We start from the raw sequence: 17,910 nt of genomic DNA on the forward strand, positions 1-17,910 counted from the left end.
TTTTATCTGACGATGCCAATTAAAACAAATTAATCAAATAACACACAGCCGACATAAGTCAGCGTATTTTTGCCATAATAGTAATCGACATTATTTAGTTTACACAAATCGCTTACTAAAATACCAAAGGCTTCCATGGAAGAAAATGCTTTCTCTGGAAATCGGCATTTTTCATCTGGATAGGTGCATTTTTTACATATTTGGCAACATCCATCCCCAAGCGGCAGCATTTTTACCTTGAGATTGTATAACTGATCGACGAAATTTGAAAAGCTTTCATCATGTTTTTGTTTTAGCTCTTCCATCCCTTCAAAATCAAAGCTGTCCTCTAGTTCCCCAGTTGTTTGAACAAGCACACCATGTTTATATTTCGCTACTTTTGCTTCACATTCTTCCAACGTTCCGCAGCCAGGAGGACATGCCCAGTTAGTGTCGTACATCTGACATTTGTTAGTCGCACACATTTTACGTACTTCCGGATTTAATAAAACTGATGAGACCTCCATCTCAATCGCTTTTGTAAACCCATTTTCGTTTGCCAAATCCAAGATATCCCGTATTTCAGCCATCCTATTTTTCCTACCTTACTGTGGAAATTTTAACCCTTTTCAGATTCATTTCTTCCCACTAAATTATAAGCTATTTTAGCATAATTACCCCAATAAAGACACTGTTATTTCGAAATAGCAGTGTCTTTATTACATGCATTTAAATATTTTTCGATTCTCTGCTTCTACAACCAGATTAACTAAGACTTCCCATATAGGTCTGCAGACGCGAACGAACCGATTTTTCACCCAGAATCTGCTGAATGGTCCAGATATCCGGCGAATTCCGACGCCCGGTAACCGCCAGCCGCACCACTGTGCTGACATCCCCAACGTGACCATTATAGTCTTCGGGATGTTTTTTGTAATCCTTCATCTTGACGGCATAGCCGAGTTTTTCCGTGATATCGCGAATCTTGTTGAACCAGTTTCCATTGTCATCATTCTGGTCATAAGTCGCCAGATAATCCGTCAGGATCGCCCGGGCTGCCTGAGCATTGACATTTTCAGGCAGTTCATCGACGATGGTGAACCACTCATCAAAAAAATAGCTGATAAAATCAAAAATCTGCAGGCAGTATTCCAAATCTTTTCGCGGTTTCTTCTCATCGCGGCCAATCGCCAGAATTTTGATGAGCTTATCCCGATCACGGGTGAAGATCGGAGCCGCTTCCTCTTTATAACGTGTCGCCCAGTTAATGAGGAAATCCGCAATGTCTTCTTCACTCGTTTTTAGCAAGACGTCTTTGGCAACATCATTGAGCTTGTTCATATCAAACAATGCCCCGGAGGTGGACATATGCTCCAGTGAAAACTGGAATTCTTCCAATGGCTGTTCCTGATTCGCCTGGTGCCATTCCTCATAATTGGAATTGGCCAATGTGATAATATACTCCCGAACCGCCGCCGGGAAATGGCCCACCTCGGCATAATAGGAAAGAGACATTTCCGGATCCTTGCGTTTAGACAGCTTACGTTTTGTGTCGCCATCCATTTTCATCAGATGAGCAGTATGACAATACACCGGATGATCCCATCCCAGTATTTCAAACAGTTCCAGATGAATCGGCAGCGTAGACAGCCATTCTTCTCCCCGAACGACATGGGTGATGCGCATAAAATGATCATCCACTACATGGGCAAAATGATAGGTCGGCACACCATTTGTTTTCAGCAGCACTGCATCCATATTGTTTGGATGCACCTGAACACTCTTTCTGATGGCATCCTCGACTTGCATTGTCTCTGACGGATCGCCCGTTGACAAGAGCCGCAATACCCATGGCTCTCCAGCTTTTATTTTAGTTTCAATATCTTCATAGTTAAGGTTGCGATCCAATGCCCATTCCCCATAATAACCTGGCACCAATTTCTGGACTTCCTGCTTCTGTCGGATTTCATCCAACTCTTCTGCTGTAGCAAAAGACGGATAGGCACAGCCTATTTCAACAAGATGTTTTGCCACCGTCTGATAGATCGCCACCCGGTTACTCTGATAGTAGGGACCATATTCACCCTTTTCGCCATCTAAAGTCGCCCCTTCATCAAAATGAATACCGAAATAATCAAGCGCTTTGATGACAACCTCTTCTGAACCTTCAACTTTTCTTTTTTGATCGGTATCCTCGATCCGCAGGATAAATACACCACCCGATTGATGGGCCAACCGTTCATCGGCAAATGCACCATACAGATTCCCTAAATGAATAAAACCGGTGGGACTCGGGCCGAGACGTGTCACCTTTGCCTCAGGCGGCAGCTTTCGTTTTGGATAATGCTCCTCGTAATCCGCCACAGATTTTGTTATGTCCGGGAAAAGCAAATTCGCCAATTTATTGTAATCCATATTAATCTCCTTATCATCATTTGAAACGCGCTTTGCGGGTCTCTCTTTCGTTTCTGGCAAAGACCCAAAAGTATGTCTTTGCGAAAAAAAAGACGATCTCCAGTTTGTCTCTGAAATCGTCTGTAATATCCAATGGTGACCCATAGGGGACTCGAACCCCTGATTCCACCGTGAGAGGGTGGTGTCTTGACCACTTGACCAATGGGTCATCTAACTGTTATATTTTACATTTAAATTTATCATTTGTAAAGCAGTAATTTAAAAAACTTACTTTGATCTTTTACTCCAATATCGATAAAATCAATTGCATCAGAAATTTCAAATGTTAAAAGTTCATGCTATAATGGAATTATACAAGACTGCAGACGAAGAACACGAATTAGTCAGATAGTCCTAAAGACAATCGTAACATCAGTTGTCGGCATCATGGCGAACCGGCAACAGCCTGTTCGATCATGCAGCAGACAACGATTTATGATTGTCTTTAGGGACGGACGACAACCTAAATATTTATCTTTAAAAGGGGTGATCTCATGACGATATCAGTACTGCCGGTAGACCAGCGAGTCATAGACATTGATTCCAGACGTTTTGCTTCGATTGAAAAGGCATTGGTTGAGCTCATTACAAACTGTGATGACAGTTATGCACGATTGGAAAGTCGTGGAATCATGGTGACTGGTAAAATTACCATCGCTTATGAACGACATCAGAACGGAGCTTTCATCAGTGTTTCCGATCAGGCTGAAGGAATGACCTCCGATCGGCTTCATTCGGTTCTTGCCTATGGCGGTGCTTACAGCAATCTTGCTCAGGGAGAGGCCAGCGGGCGGGGATATTTTGGCCGGGGCATGAAACAGGCCATCTATGGGCTGGGGCATGGATGGATTGAAACAATCAAAGAAAGCCGTGAAAGCCGGATCGATCTTTACCGCGCGGCTACAGGCGAGTATCTTTTTGACGACGGCGAAGGGGCCAAAACTTTGACGGACAGGGATTATGTCCGGCTCGATGTCCCCCTAAATGGCAGCGGCACCCGAGTCAGCATCGTCATCGAAAACCAGCAAGTGAATATCCCCCATTTTCAATCGCTGGTGTCATCTATAACCAACAACATCTATCTTAGGGATATCTTGTCCCGCAGACATGTCGGGATGGTAGATCTTAACAAGCCTCCAAAGTCAAGAATCATGGCAACCCTAAACTATCAGGAACCGAAATCCGAGGTGCTGATTGGACCGGGTGAACTGGGCAGTTTCAGTTATCAGGATCAGAATTATACTTTCAGTCTGACATTAAAGAAGGCAAAGGATGCCGAACTGATTCTCAAAGGCGATCAGCGCACAAATGGACTGCTGGTGATATCTGGTACCGCGGTATTCGACTGCCAGTTTTTCAACTTTGAAAACCAGTTGGGAACGGAATTTCTTTTTGGCAGTGTCATTTGTGACGATCTAACCAAAATGCTTGGACAGGGGCATCCCATCATCAGTGATGAACGAGACGGACTGAATCGAAAAGAACCTTTTGTCGCTGCTTTTTCGGATGCGGTCAGCAAGATGATCATCAATATCGTAAAAAGCGAGCAGCTGCGCTTAAGTCATGTCGACCGCGCCCGAACGTCACAGCGTACCAATCTGCTGATTGATACCGTCCTGGAAAAAATGAACCGAATTGCCGTGGAAGAACTGGGCATCCGCCTGCCCCGAAATCCGGGAATGAATATCGTTCGTTCAAAAAATCCTGAAGCCCTGAGGTTCAGCACTGCCTTTTACTACCGCAAAGTGAAGCATCCCTTTCACATCACGCTGACTATTGATCGTAATCAACTGGCAGAACAGGAACTTCTTTCTTTTATAAACGAACTGCCGGCGGCCTTCACCATTAACCCCTCCCCGGTGGCGATGCCGGTAGCAGCGATTCCCGATAATGGCAAGCTTGTCTTTACCATTATCGGGAATGAGATCGGAGCAAGGGGAACTTTCGGAGTTACTTCATACAACTATGAGGCCTTCTGCGAGGTGGTCATCTCCGATAGTGCTTCTGGAACCGATCAAGAATACCTGCCGAAAAAACCGCCGGCAAGCTTGGACCGGGATGATTCCAGAAGCCTTTTTCGAGGATATGAACTCCGGAATCTCGGCAATGACACTGAACGTGCTATTTACAGTTCTGAAGAACGTCTTATTCTAATCAATATCGAAGCCCCCACGGTCCGCCTCTATGTGGATGGACGCGGTCGATTCACCGATGGCGCCCGCCTCCTCCTCGCTGAACTACTGCTGGATGTCATCGCTGCTGAAATGGCGCACCGCTATATCGACCGGACCTCCCAAAAAGGGCAGGAAACGGCCTACCATCAGGCAAAGCAGGATATGGTCCGGCGTTACGGCGTTGAGATCCATTCCATTCTCCTCGGCAAATAATAATGGCGAGTTGCAAACATAACATGAGCTTTGCGCTCGATTTCACAAATACCGAAACTAATTACGAAAGGACTGAAATTATGGCCCAATGGAACCCATGGCACGGCTGTCATAAAATAAGCCCCGGCTGTCAAAATTGTTATGTCTACCGGATGGATGCAATGTTCGATCGAGATGCATCGGTTGTAACCAAAACTGGCAATTTCAATTTGCCATTGAAGAAAACACGCAGCGGCGACTATAAACTGAAGCCCGGCGAGACTGTATACACCTGTTTCAGCTCCGATTTTTTTCTTGATAAAGCGGATGCTTGGCGCATTGACGCATGGAAGATGATTCGCCTGAGAAGAGATCTGCATTTTTTCATTATTACCAAGCGCATTGACCGATTTGAAGTAAGTCTCCCTTTCGACTGGTGCGACGGTTATGACAATGTGACCATCTACTCAACCTGTGAAAATCAGGATCGCGCCAATTACCGGCTGCCAATCCTGTTAAGTCTGCCGATCAAACACAAGGGCATTACCTGCGAGCCATTATTGGAAAAAATTGATCTTACTCCCTGGCTGACTGCTTCAATTGAGGAAGTGATTGTGGGCGGCGAATCCGGGAGCAATGCGCGCAGCTGTAATTATGATTGGATTCTCGACATCCGGGCCCAGTGCATTGAAAAAAATATTCCCTTTCATTTCAAACAGACCGGAGCAAAGTTTGTCAAAGACGGACGTTTATACCGCATCGACAGAAAACTGCAACATTCACAGGCAGTAAAAGCCGGGATCGATTTTTCACCAGCCCTGCCACCTTGGCAACCATAATAACACTTATCAGAATTCACTCCTCAATATGAAATTTTTGAAATTATTTCATCCAATTTAACCGGTGATTGACTTTCCAATTTCTTAAAAAATACTAAGGCTTTAATTGTAATTCCCACTATTTCTATAGTATAATTATCAAATTGGTCTTTGCATAAGTTATTATTGTCTTCGCAAAGGCTGGTTATTAAACACATCTTTCAATTGAATGGACAGTGAACTGGGTATCTGCCATTTAACAACAGAAACGGGAATTCAAGATTTTTTGAAAATATTCAATACCTGTTACAATAATCTCACTCAAAAATAGGAGCAGTCAATGGAAAAATACCAAGCAATCGAACAAAGCATAAAAAAGAAATTTCGCGGCAGTATTTGGTGTCGTTTTACCGAAGGAATTAATAAATATCAACTCGTATCCGAAGGCGATAAAATCGCTGTCTGTATCTCCGGCGGAAAAGATTCCATGTTGATGGCTAAGCTTTTTCAGGAGCTCAAGCGACACAACAAATTTGAATTTGAATTAGTTTTTCTGATCATGGACCCCGGTTATAACGATATCAATCGACAGATGATTTTAAACAATCTGGAAATTTTAAATATTGACGCCACTATTTTTGAGACTCAAATTTTTGATTCCGTAGCCGATGTCGACAAATCCCCCTGTTACCTTTGTGCCCGAATGCGACGGGGACATTTATATCACAAGGCACAGGATCTGGGCTGCAATAAAATCGCTCTGGGTCATCACTACGATGATGTCATCGAAACGATTTTGATGGGCATGCTTTATGGCGGGCAGATTCAAACAATGATGCCAAAACTAAAAAGCACTAATTTCGAAACGATGGAATTGATTCGACCCATGTATCTGATTCGGGAAGAAGCGATCATCAATTGGAAACTTCACAACGACCTTCAGTTCCTCCAATGTGCCTGCCGGTTTACCGAAAATTGTATGCTGAGCGACAATCAGGGCGGCAATTCAAAACGTCTGGAAATGAAAAATCTGATCAAACAATTTAAAAAGACCAGCCCCTACATCGAAAGCAATATTTTTAAAAGTGTGGAAAATGTCAATCTCAATACCATCATTGCCTATAAAAAAGATGGCATCAAGCATCATTTTCTGGATGAATACAATAACGGAGAAATTTAATGTTAAATCAATTTTCAAGAACCGAATTATTATTAGGCTGTGAAGCCACCGAAAAACTGGGGAAATCAAGAGTGGCCGTATTTGGTATCGGCGGCGTGGGCAGTTATACCGTCGAAGCCCTTGTTCGAAGCGGCATCGGCATCTTTGACTTAATCGACGATGATAAGGTCTGTCTGACGAATTTAAACCGCCAGCTGATCGCCACCAGAAAAACCATTGGCCAATATAAAGTCGATGTCATGAAAAAACGCATTCTGGAAATCAATCCAAATGCTGAAGTTAACGTCTATAAATGTTTCTTCCTCCCGGAAAATGCTCATGAGTTTGACTTTTCGGCATACTCTTACGTTGTCGATTCACTTGATACGCTAACCGCTAAAATCGAACTGGTTCTTCAGGCCCAAAAAGCAGGAACGCCAATCATCAGCTGCATGGGCGCCGGTAATAAATTGGATCCCACACAGTTTAAAGTTGCAGATATCTATGAAACATCCATGTGTCCCCTGGCAAAAATTATGCGCAAAGAGCTAAAAAAAAGAAGCGTCAACCATTTGAAGGTCGTCTATTCGACTGAGGAGCCCCGAAAACAAATTGAAAATCAAACCAACAATTGCCGAACAAACTGTGTCTGTCCACCGGGAACACAAAGAAAATGCTCAGACCGACGGACGATTCCCGGAAGTGTTTCCTTTGTCCCTGCCGTCGCTGGTTTCATCCTGGCAGGCGAAGTGATCAAAGATATCACTTTCAGTTTTAAATAATTTCGCAACCAATCAAATAATAAAATTTTCAAAGCTGATTATTTATATTGGATCGACGATAAATAATCAGCTTTTAACTTTATTTTTCCGCAGCCTTTTTAGGTAGTCGAACGGTAAATGTGGACCCCTTTCCGATTGCACTCTGTACCTCAATATCGCCTCCGCAAATATTCAAAATACGTTTGACAATGGGCAGTCCCAAACCATTTCCCTGCGCTTTATGCCCCAGATCCCCCTGATAGAATTTTTCAAAAATATGGGCAACAGTCTCTTCCGACATGCCGATCCCATAATCAGTAATCTGAACGATGACGGATTTTTCTTCCTCAAAACAGCGAACGGTGAGTATCTCATAATCGTCACTGAATTTAACAGCATTGCTGATCAGATTCATCCATACCTGGGAAAGCATTTCTTCATTCCCGGTATAATCGACTTCATCCATGAGCAAATCCAGTGTCAGTTCTTTCTGGCTCCACTCCTTTTCCAAAATCACCAAGACCTTTCGAATTTCCTCATCCAATAAAAAGCTTGTCTGACTGGACAGAATTTCCTGATTTTCATACTTATTTAAAAGCAGAATATTGGTTGCCATATGAGTTAATCGATCGGATTCGGAAATGATGATGTCGGTAAATTCTTTTCGGTCCTCTTTGGACAGATCATCCTTTTGCAATTGCTTTGCAAAGCCCTTAATGGAAACAATGGGCGTTTTAAACTCATGGGAAAAATTGTTGATAAAATCATTGCGGAATATTTCGATGCTTTCAAGCTCTTTTGCCATGTTGTTAAAACTGTGGATCAAATCATTCAGCTCATTGGATTTATCGGTGCTTTCAACCCGAACATCGAAATTACCTTTGGTTACTTCATTTGTCGCTGAGATTAAATCGTTTATGGGTTTTACGATCCGTCTGCTGAACGCCGTTGATAAAAACATGCCAATAAAAACACTGGTCATCGGAAAAATGACCAGCAAAAATCCAGAATCCATTCTTCCTAAAAAGGTTAATAAAAGAAACAGGAAAGATGCTGATAAAAACCCGGATAAAGTCAGGACGATAAAGGCAAACACCGTCAGAATAACGTTAAATTTATAAAATGGTTTCAAACTTTTCTCACCGCCTTATAGCCCAATCCCCGAATTGTCACAATTTCAAACTCAGGATATTTATGGAAGCGATTTCGGATCCGGTTGATATGAACATCCACGGTGTGCGGATCGGATTCGCTCTCTAATCCCCAAAAATCATCCATAATCTGAACCCTGGTAAATATCTGGTTTGGATAAGACAGCAGTTTAAATAGAATTTGGAATTCTTTTTGTGGCAGTGTCACCACTTCTTCTCCCCGGGTCACTGACAGGGTATCGTAATCGAGAACAACGGATTTAATTTCGATTTTTCTTTCATTTTTTATTTGGGACCGTCTGAGCAGAGCGGCAATCCGAAGCAGCATTTCATCTTCATCCACCGGCTTAACCATATAATCATCAGTTCCCGTTATAAAGCCATGTTTTACGTCCATCGGGGTCTCTTTTGCCGTCACCATCAAAATAGGTATCATACAACCATCCAAACGTAATTTTTCGGTCAGCTCAAAGCCATCCATTCCCGGCATCATAATGTCCATCACAATGAGATCAATTTTAAAACTCGCCAATTTTTCCAGTGCTTCCTCGGCATTATTCGCCAATATCGGTTCATATCCATCGCTGCTGAGTACAACCTTCATCAATTTCCTGGTATTTATATCATCTTCAACCACTAATAGCTTAATCAAAATTTCACCCCGATAACCCAATAGGCACCCAACCCCCAGCGCTGGAATTGAGTGCCTATCGTGAATTTCTATTTCAATCCCGGTTTACAGGAAAATATGAACCTCAAATTTTTCCTGACACCGGGGACATTTTACCGTATTTTTTCCCCGTTTAATCGGCAGCTGAAGGGTCTTTTTACAATGAGGACAGGTGCGAAAACGATGGACTCTAATTTCTTTGAATCGCCGAAAAAACAACTTCACTTTTCTTCTTACCAGATTCCAGACTTTCAACAATTTCTGGTTTTCTCCGGAACGCCTGCTGATATTTTTGGAAAAGCTTCTGAAAATGGCCAGAACCAGAAACACGTCTGATATCGCCACCAGAATCAGTGAATCAACTTTTATGTTGACAACCATTAACACCGCCCATAATACTAACATGACATAATAAAGCTGATCGACGCCATAGCGGCCAGACATGAATTTTACTAATTTCTCTTTTAAACGATTCACTTATAATCTCCTAATCTATTAAAACACTTTGCACTAAAACATCAAATGCAAAAACGAAAACAAAAACTGAATCACATAAAATCCAACAAAAACTTTTATAATCGTGCCAAGTGGCGAAAAAGTTGATTTTTGGCGTTCATAGAAATGGCCGCCCTTTTCAATTTTATTCATGACACTTTGATATTCCGTATTACCCGGTTCCATTTGAACCGCCGTTCTGGCGTAATTGAGGGCAGTGACCTGATCACCTATTTCGTTAGTTGCAACCGCACTATAATAATACCACTTTGCGTTTCTTTCCGAAATATTATTCAGCACATTTAATGCGTCTTGATAATATCCCATATTGATATAGTTTCTGGCCTGATCAAAACCGCTGCTTCTGCTGTTCTGATTCTGATCGGAATAAGAACCGAAAATCCATTCAAAAGGGTCGAATCCTTCAAAAGGATCCGCTTGTCTGCCGGTATTTTGATTTCCGCCAAAACCGCCAAAGGGATCGTAAGTTGTCCTGCCCTGACTGGTTGTTCCGCCCTGATTTCCGTTCATCCCATAAACATTGCCATATCCGTTTGCCTTGCCACTTTTTATATCATCATAGGCAGCATTGACCTCACTCATTTTCTTTGCCGCTTCTTGATTGCCGGGATTCAAATCCGGGTGATATTTTTTTGCCAGTTTTTTATAAGCTTTTGTAACGTCCTCATCACTGGCATCATGAGCAACGCCTAATACATTATATGGGTCCAAATTCATTACGATTCTACCTCTTCTAAATTATTATAGTATCAAGTATACCTGTTTAATATTATATTTTGTTTAAACAACCATGATAACTGCAATTTATTTATCTTTAAAATCAGTATTAAAGGTATCGTCGTCATCATCGTCCAGATCATCCGAGTTAGCCCCATTATCCACAACATTTTTTTTGAGCGATTCCATTAAATCCGAAAGTTGATGCCCGGCCTCACTAGTTTCTGCTTTGTCCTTGGATCTCAATGTTTTTTTAGCTTTTTTGACTTCTTCTTTCAATATCCTGCGATCTTCTTTATTGAGTTTCTTACTGAGTTCCGCTGCCTGATAGATTAAGCTTTCCACTTCGTTTTTAGCATTTTCCTCTTCTTTATGCTGTCGATCTTCCGCTTCATATTGTTTGGCATCACGAATCGCCTGATCAATTTCCGACTGACTCAAATTGGATGAGGCGGTAATCGTTATCTGCTGCATCTTCCCGGTGCCCAAATCTTTTGCTGAAACATTCACGATTCCATTTGCATCAAGCTCAAAGGTCACTTCTATTTGAGGAACCCCTCTCGCCGCCCGGCGGATCCCACTGAGCTTAAACTTTCCAAGGGTTTTATTGAATTTCGCCCGCTCCCGCTCACCCTGAAGAACATGGATCTCAACCGAGGTCTGAAAGTTTCTTGCCGTGGAATAAACTTCGCTTTTTCTAATCGGCAGGGTGGTATTGCGATTGATAATTTTCGAATAGACACCACCCACTGTTTCAATCCCCAGTGACAACGGGGTGATATCCAAAAGCAGCAGTCCATTGACCGCACCGGTCAGTACTCCCGCCTGTAAGGACGCCCCGATTGCCACCCCCTCATCCGGATTAATTCCCCGCAGCGGTTCTTTTTTGGTATATTGCCTGACGGCCTCCTGAACCGCTAGGATTCGCGTTGAACCCCCAACTAAAATAACATGATTGATATCTGCTATAGCCAAGCCGGCATCACTCATGGCCTGACGTACCGGTTCCATTGTCTGCTTGACAAGATGAGCGGTTAATTCATTAAATTTACTGCGGCTGATCTTCATTTCAAAGTTCACCGGGCCGGATTTGTTCTGGCTTATAAATGGTAAACTGATACGGGTTTCGGCGATCCCGCTCAACTCCATTTTAGCCTGTTCTCCGGCTTCTCTTACCCGGGCCAGAGCACTGGCATCATGACTAATGCTGCAGGCCGTCTCCTGTTTTAATTCTTTCAGGATATAATCAGTCAGCACGGCATCAAAATCATCACCCCCAAGGCGATTATTTCCCGATGTTGCCAGCACCTCGATGACGCCGTCATTAATCTCCAGGATCGAGACATCAAAAGTTCCCCCGCCCAGATCGTAAACCATGATTTTCTGCGCGTTTTCCTTATTGACGCCATAGGCTAGAGCGGCTGCGGTTGGCTCATTAATGATTCTTTGAACATTCAATCCGGCAATTTTTCCCGCATCCTTGGTTGCCTGGCGCTGTGAATCGGTAAAATATGCCGGCACCGTAATGACGGCATCGGTGACGGGTTCTCCCAAAAATATTTCTGCGTCCATTTTTAATTTTTGCAGAATCATTGCAGAAATTTCCTGTGGTTTATATTGTTTTCCGTCAATTTTAATGTGATAGTCACTTCCCATTTCACGCTTAATTGAACTGATTGTTCTTTCCGGATTAATAGCCATCTGTCTTTTGGCCGGTTCCCCCACCAATCGTTCCCCCTGTTTTGTAAATGCGACAATTGACGGCGTTGTTCTTCCTCCGTTTTCATTAGGAATGATAACCGGCGAACTGCCCTCCATGACGGCAACACAGGAATTTGTTGTTCCTAAATCGATACCAATTAATTTTGACATTTTTGCACCAACCTTTTATATTTTTCTTACTCTTATATTTGGATTTGGATAAATTATAATTGACAAACATCAACTCAACATCAACAAAACGATGAATCCTTAACTGTAAACAATTTCATTCGTTTTCGCCATCAATCACTTAAGCTAACTTTAATGAACGCAAAAAAAACGCATCAGCTTCGTCTAATGCGTTTTGTCCTGCCATCTTGATGCATCATTTTTGCACCTTCTATATTAAATATCTTCTCTGCCCGGGGTAAAAAACTCCAGGAATTCCTGATCTTCTGCACTCGGCAAAAAACCGTGTTCGGCGCCTCCGGGAATATGAATTGATGCGCCCTGTTTCACATGGGTGACGACCCCCTCTATACTGACATCCGCAGCACCGCTAATCATATAATCGATCTGCTCATGGGGGTGTGTATGCAAGGGCGGATTCGTTCCCGCTTTAACAAACATTTTAACCAGGGTACATGCTTTTTCAGCCACCAGCACTTCCCTTTTCACAGTTGGCGGCAGTTTAATAAATGGCTCTTTCATAACGGCCTTCCCTAGCTTTCTTTTAAATGATATAAGGTTCGCAGTTTTTCCGGCGTCAGATCATTCTTCGCCGCGCCGATAAAATCATGAGCGACCACGCCGCGATCCATCATAATGAGTCGATTTCCATAACGAATCGCATCTTCCAGATGATGGGTAATCATCAAAGCGGTCAGCTGGTCCTTTTCGATAATCCGCTCGGTAAACGCCATGACGTCTTCAGCTGTCTTTGGATCCAGGGCGGCTGTATGCTCATCCAAAAGGATTAATTCCGGCGGTTTGATGGTGCACATAATCAAGGCCACCACCTGACACTGCCCCCCCGATAAATCCATGATCTTGCTGTCTAATTTATCTTCAAGCCCCATTCCCGCTTCGGATAATTTCTCGCGAAAAACATCTTTGAGCTGTCGAGTCAGCGCCCAGTTGAAATTCTTTCGGTTTTGCCGACCGTAGGCCAGCGCTAAATTTTCCGCGACGGTTAAATGCGGAGCGGTTCCCTTCATCGGACTTTGGAACACTCTCCCAATAAATTTAGACCGCTTATGTTCCGGCATAAAGGTAATGTCTTCTTCATCAAGATAGATGTAGCCTTCATTCGGCAGTATCGTTCCGCTAATCAAATTGAAGAGGGTGGATTTTCCGGCGCCATTGTTCCCTAAAACCGTAACAAATTCTCCGTTTTCGATGGTTAAATTCAACCCATTTAAAATGTGATTATCGGCGCCATTGTCGATTTTGAAATTTTTATGTAAATCTTTGATTTTAAGCATGTTTGTTCCTCTTCTTCAACTGGTAGTTTTCCTTGTAGTATTTGTAGGCTGGAATAGCCAAAGCAATGGCAACGATAATCGCTGAAAGAAGTTTCATCGCATAAGCAGGGAAGATTCTGGTACTGACGGCCACTGCCAGAATCAGTCGGTAGATGATCGACCCCAGTACGCAGCTCATCAGGCCGGCAAAGATGGTTCGCCTGCGGATAAACGCCTCACCAATAATAACCGCCGCCAAACCGATAACCAGCATACCCGCTCCGGAAGTCATGTCCGCATATCCCTGGTCGCAGGCAATCAGACCGCCGCATAATCCAATCAGTGCGTTGCTCACCATCAATCCCAGGGTTTTATATAAATCAACACTCATGGATGACGACCGGGCCATCTCTTCATTGTCTCCGATGGCACGAATGCAGAGCCCGCAGTTCGTTTTGAAAAAAGCCACCAGAATCGCGATCATCGCGACGGCAACTATCAGCGATATCAGAATTTTGGCAATTGTGAAACTCAGTGGCAGTCCGCCGCCAACCATATCATAGATTGTGGTTACGCCCAACAGGGTCAGGTTGGATGAACCACCCATCACCATCAGGTTGATGGTATACAACCCCGTCATCGTCAGAATACCGGATAAAATCGCTGGAATCCGCAGCTTCGTATGAAGTAGCGCAGTCACCAGACCGGCCGCCGCCCCTGCCAGTAACGAGAGGAAAATTCCGACAAGCGGATGTCCTCCGGTTACACATACTGCCATCACAGCCATGCCAAATGTGAAACTTCCCTCAGCTGTTAAATCAGGAATATTCAGTACTTTAAAACTGATATAGATGCCCATCGCAATGAGACTGTAAATCAATCCCAATTGAAGGGAACCGATAACTAATGACATAATTTCTTTCTCCTTTGAACGTCTGCCGCCCCTGACTCTTTTCTTATTTTACGATGGTTGTTGATTGACTGCTGTCGGCCGGGATCGTCACGCCGATGGCATCTGCGGTTGTCTGATTGATAACTGTATTGGTTGCTTCGACATTGACGGCCGGAATATCAGCCGGTGATTTTCCCTTAAGGATTTCAATGGCCATATCTGCGGTCGCAGCACCGATCGCTTTATCTCCAATTGCAACGGTTGCCAATGCCCCGCTGTTAACCATAACCGCTGAACTTCCGTATACCGGTTTTTTCGCTGTTTTAGCTGCTTCGGCCACGGTTGGCATGGCATTCTGAATGACACTATCATTTGGTATAAAGATCGCATCAACACCACTTAACAAGCCCTCAATGGCCTGCTGCACTTCGGAAGAATTGGTGACGACCGCTTCGGCAACGGCATATCCCTGGGCGGCCATATATTCTTTGGCCTTATTGACGGTGCTGACCGAATTGACTTCACTGGTGTTGTAAATAATGCCGAAAGTTTTAATACCAGGTGTCAGCGTTTTGGAAAGATCGATGATCTTCTGGACCGGAATTGGATTGGATGTACCGGTTGCATTATGGTCTGGTTTTTCCATTGTTGATACAATTCCGGCTTTGACTGGATCCGATACGGCGATGAATACTTGGGGTGTTTGAGACTTCATATTCACAAATGTCTGGGATGCCGGTGTCGCAATGGTTGCCACTAAATCATAGCTTCCATCCGACATTTCCTGAGCAATGGTATTCAAATTGGATGTATCGCCCTGGGCATTTTTAACCACAATTTCCAACTGATCTTCTGAATAGCCCTTATCCCGAAGTTCCTGAATAAAGCCATCTCTCATATCGTCGAAAGCACCATTTTCAATCATCTGGATGATGCCCACTTTTAGTTTTTTTCCAGTTGTTCCCTTATTAGTTGTCGACGCACTGCAGGCTGCTAATGAAGTTACCATAAATACTGTCAGAATGACCGCTGTAATTTTCTTTAATAAACTCTTTTTCATTTCTTTCTTTCCTCTTTCCTTTTTGTTTTATTGATTGTTTCCAGCTCCTGAAATGCTGCCTTTAGCATATCCTGCGTAATGACATAGGGATTGTGGCGAATATCCGCCATTTCAGTGATTGTTTCCAAATAGAGTTCCATGATGGCCGCATTCAAATCCAAATCCGCCAATGAATGGGGCAGTTTCGACGCACAATTAAATTGATAGACGCGATCAAATTCCTCTTTTTGCTGATCCACCAGCAGCAGAATCAGCACGCCGAAGGCAACAATTTCACCATGAAGATGTTTTTCATCATCGAAGGCCGGCATGGATGTCAGGGTATAATAGATTGCATGCGCCAGACCGCTGTTATAATCAGGGGAATGATCCAGGGTGACCAGAATCGATACCAATGCGGTGGTCACAATAATTGTCAGAATCGTCTGTTCAAAATCTTCATTTGCGCTCTTTGCTTCATTCGCTGCCAGTGCACCCAAACCATGCTTGATGATGCCATCAGCACATTGGCGGCTGATATGAACCCCCAAAGTCAGGGATTGGTTAAGCGCTTCTCCTCTGGCGGAAATGGATGCTTCATAATACTTCGCATAGGTGTCTCCCAGACCGGCCCAAAGATATTTGACCGGCGCCTCCACCAGAATTTTAGTATTGATAAATGCATGTTTCGGGGGTTCCTTTAAAAATTCCGGTTTTAAAAAGCTGCCGTCCGGCTGATACATAATCGAAACACTGGTGCAGGCGGCACAGTTGGAGGCAATCGTAGGAAAGGCAAAAACCGGTTTCTGGATCTGTTCACCAAGACATTTTCCCGTATCCAAGACCCGGCCTCCGCCAATTGCGAAAATCATATCCGCATTCATTACGGCCGGTTCTTTTTTGAGCTTTTCGACATTTTCAAAGGTGCACTCACCTCCAAAATATACTGGTTTTTCAGCCGAAAGACTGCTTTTCTTCAGAGCTTCATCCAAATATGGTTTCGCCTTTCCATAACCATGATCCCCAACAATCAATACAACCTTCTTGCCATAGGGTGAACAGCTATGAGCAATTTCATCATAGCTTGATTCTCCGATGGTATAACTTGATAAATACACACTGGTTATCATTCTTTTTTACCTTTCTAACTTTATTCAACATTTATTCAATCAAATCAAAAAAAACTCCTGTCCTAAAAAGGACAGGAGTTAAAATTCCTGCGGTACCACCTAAATTGATGTAAAAAACCAGCTTATAAAAGTTGGTATCCATCCACTTTGAACGCACTATCATACGCTTTCCTATGATAACGGACGGAAATCCCGTTGAATATTACTCAGCTGCTGCAGCTTTTCTTTTCACCCTCATGAATCCATTCACTATTGCGATTACTGTTGCATTCACACTCTCTGCAACTCACTGAAGCATCTTTCAAACAGCTACTATTTTCAATCAAAAGTTTATTTTTTTATGTGAAAACATAATATCACAATTTACCGACCTAGTAAAGTCCAAATTAAAATTTTCAGCTATCGAACAATCATTATTTTATCTGAACTTCGCCTCTTTGTCAAAATGGTGTTGGCAGTTTAATAGCTACTGAACAAACAGCCGCATCGCTCCCCTTCGCGAAATTCACCACCGTCTATACATCGTCTGGTTTTCATTTCTTGAAATACATGATGAAACAGGTATACTGTTTCATCATGTATTTTTATATTAAAATGAATTTTATATTAGAATCACTCTTGATTTATTTTTTATTCATAGTATACTTAATATATTAATTTCAATCACTAGGAGGATTTTAAAATGGCTATTGTATGGACTCCTAACCTGTCCGTGGGCGTGGAAAATATTGATTCTCAGCATAAAGTATGGTTTGAAAAAGCTGATCAGCTGTTTCAAGCTGGTAAAAAAGGGAAATCAAGTGAAGTTGTGGTTCAAATGTTTGATTTTCTTGATGATTATACCAAGCAGCATTTTCATGATGAAGAAATGTATATGCAAAGTATTCGCTATCCGGAGATCGAGTCGCAAAAAACGGCTCACAAGAAATTCATTGCGGATCTTGCCAAACTGAAGAAGGAGTATCAGACCTCTGGGGGTAATATTACCTTGATTATTAACGCCAACCAAATGATTATTGACTGGCTGACCAAACATATTTCAAATATGGATAAAAAAATTGGCATCTACGCTAAAACACTTAAATAAGAATAGG

Annotated in this window: 17 protein-coding genes, 1 tRNA gene and 1 other annotated feature; of the genes, 5 read left to right on the forward strand and 13 right to left on the reverse strand. The window is 42.9% G+C overall.

All coding sequences use genetic code 11. From position 1 onward, the window contains the following. Window positions 1-29: 29 nt before the first annotated feature. The 3 genes from FZC41_RS03910 to FZC41_RS03920 all read right to left on the reverse strand — a co-directional run bounded on the left by FZC41_RS03910 (window position 30) and on the right by FZC41_RS03920 (window position 2,602). On the reverse strand, window positions 30-569 hold the full coding sequence (locus FZC41_RS03910) for a DUF2284 domain-containing protein (RefSeq protein WP_148566093.1): 540 nt from the start codon (window positions 567-569) through the stop codon (window positions 30-32). A 175-nt stretch (window positions 570-744) separates the two neighbouring features. Continuing rightward, entirely contained in the window at window positions 745-2,394 is a 1,650-nt protein-coding gene (gene gltX, locus FZC41_RS03915) for a glutamate--tRNA ligase (RefSeq protein ID WP_148566094.1), read from the reverse strand. A 133-nt stretch (window positions 2,395-2,527) separates the two neighbouring features. Then, window positions 2,528-2,602: transfer RNA gene (locus FZC41_RS03920), tRNA-Glu, on the reverse strand. 325 nt (window positions 2,603-2,927) lie between these two features. On the opposite strand from FZC41_RS03920, the gene FZC41_RS03925 reads away from it, so the two are divergent. The 4 genes from FZC41_RS03925 (at window position 2,928) to FZC41_RS03940 (ending at window position 7,558) form a co-directional block, all read left to right on the forward strand. Then, entirely contained in the window at window positions 2,928-4,820 is a 1,893-nt protein-coding gene (locus FZC41_RS03925; RefSeq protein ID WP_148566095.1) for an ATP-binding protein, read from the forward strand. 80 nt (window positions 4,821-4,900) lie between these two features. Beyond that, window positions 4,901-5,638, forward strand: a complete 738-nt coding sequence (locus FZC41_RS03930) for a DUF5131 family protein (RefSeq protein ID WP_148566301.1) — start codon at window positions 4,901-4,903, stop codon at window positions 5,636-5,638. 319 nt (window positions 5,639-5,957) lie between these two features. Continuing rightward, complete coding sequence (locus tag FZC41_RS03935) at window positions 5,958-6,797, forward strand: PP-loop family protein (protein WP_148566096.1); 840 nt, start codon at window positions 5,958-5,960, stop codon at window positions 6,795-6,797. Continuing rightward, window positions 6,797-7,558 carry a tRNA threonylcarbamoyladenosine dehydratase gene (locus tag FZC41_RS03940; RefSeq protein ID WP_148566097.1) on the forward strand — a complete coding sequence of 254 codons (762 nt, stop codon included), beginning with the start codon at window positions 6,797-6,799 and terminating at the stop codon, window positions 7,556-7,558. Before FZC41_RS03935 ends, FZC41_RS03940 begins: the two co-directional genes overlap by 1 nt. A gap of 79 nt (window positions 7,559-7,637) precedes the next feature. Here the strand turns inward: FZC41_RS03940 and FZC41_RS03945 are convergent, their stop codons facing one another. From FZC41_RS03945 to FZC41_RS03990, 10 genes are all read right to left on the reverse strand, one after another. After that, window positions 7,638-8,669, reverse strand: coding sequence for a HAMP domain-containing sensor histidine kinase (locus FZC41_RS03945; RefSeq protein ID WP_148566098.1), 1,032 nt, complete (start codon window positions 8,667-8,669; stop codon window positions 7,638-7,640). Further along, window positions 8,666-9,340 (reverse strand): response regulator transcription factor, encoded by a 675-nt coding sequence (locus FZC41_RS03950; protein WP_148566099.1) that lies wholly within the window; start codon window positions 9,338-9,340, stop codon window positions 8,666-8,668. Before FZC41_RS03950 ends, FZC41_RS03945 begins: the two co-directional genes overlap by 4 nt. Before the next feature lie 84 nt (window positions 9,341-9,424). After that, window positions 9,425-9,835: a zinc ribbon domain-containing protein gene (locus tag FZC41_RS03955; RefSeq protein WP_148566100.1), complete on the reverse strand. Its 411-nt coding sequence runs from the start codon at window positions 9,833-9,835 to the stop codon at window positions 9,425-9,427. 33 nt (window positions 9,836-9,868) lie between these two features. Continuing rightward, a complete protein-coding gene (locus FZC41_RS03960; protein WP_148566101.1) occupies window positions 9,869-10,591 on the reverse strand; it encodes a DnaJ domain-containing protein in 723 nt (240 codons plus the stop codon). A gap of 87 nt (window positions 10,592-10,678) precedes the next feature. Next, complete coding sequence (dnaK, locus tag FZC41_RS03965; protein ID WP_148566102.1) at window positions 10,679-12,463, reverse strand: molecular chaperone DnaK; 1,785 nt, start codon at window positions 12,461-12,463, stop codon at window positions 10,679-10,681. A gap of 234 nt (window positions 12,464-12,697) precedes the next feature. Continuing rightward, window positions 12,698-13,003 carry a cupin domain-containing protein gene (locus FZC41_RS03970; protein WP_148566103.1) on the reverse strand — a complete coding sequence of 102 codons (306 nt, stop codon included), beginning with the start codon at window positions 13,001-13,003 and terminating at the stop codon, window positions 12,698-12,700. Window positions 13,004-13,014: 11 nt separating this feature from the next. Beyond that, on the reverse strand, window positions 13,015-13,776 hold the full coding sequence (locus FZC41_RS03975) for an ABC transporter ATP-binding protein (RefSeq protein ID WP_148566104.1): 762 nt from the start codon (window positions 13,774-13,776) through the stop codon (window positions 13,015-13,017). Continuing rightward, a complete protein-coding gene (locus FZC41_RS03980; protein WP_148566105.1) occupies window positions 13,769-14,668 on the reverse strand; it encodes an ABC transporter permease in 900 nt (299 codons plus the stop codon). The genes FZC41_RS03975 and FZC41_RS03980 overlap by 8 nt, the downstream gene beginning before the upstream one ends. A 43-nt stretch (window positions 14,669-14,711) precedes the next feature. After that, entirely contained in the window at window positions 14,712-15,707 is a 996-nt protein-coding gene (locus FZC41_RS03985) for an ABC transporter substrate-binding protein (protein ID WP_148566106.1), read from the reverse strand. Further along, a complete protein-coding gene (locus FZC41_RS03990) occupies window positions 15,704-16,816 on the reverse strand; it encodes an iron-containing alcohol dehydrogenase family protein (RefSeq protein ID WP_148566107.1) in 1,113 nt (370 codons plus the stop codon). The genes FZC41_RS03985 and FZC41_RS03990 overlap by 4 nt, the downstream gene beginning before the upstream one ends. A 64-nt stretch (window positions 16,817-16,880) precedes the next feature. Next, window positions 16,881-17,151 (reverse strand) — a binding site (T-box leader). Window positions 17,152-17,498: 347 nt separating this feature from the next. Here FZC41_RS03990 and FZC41_RS03995 point away from each other — a divergent pair. Then, window positions 17,499-17,903 carry a bacteriohemerythrin gene (locus FZC41_RS03995; RefSeq protein WP_148566108.1) on the forward strand — a complete coding sequence of 135 codons (405 nt, stop codon included), beginning with the start codon at window positions 17,499-17,501 and terminating at the stop codon, window positions 17,901-17,903. Window positions 17,904-17,910 lie beyond the last annotated feature (7 nt).

The organism is Acetobacterium paludosum (assembly GCF_008086595.1).
GTDB classification, from domain to species: Bacteria; Bacillota; Clostridia; order Eubacteriales; family Eubacteriaceae; genus Acetobacterium; species Acetobacterium paludosum.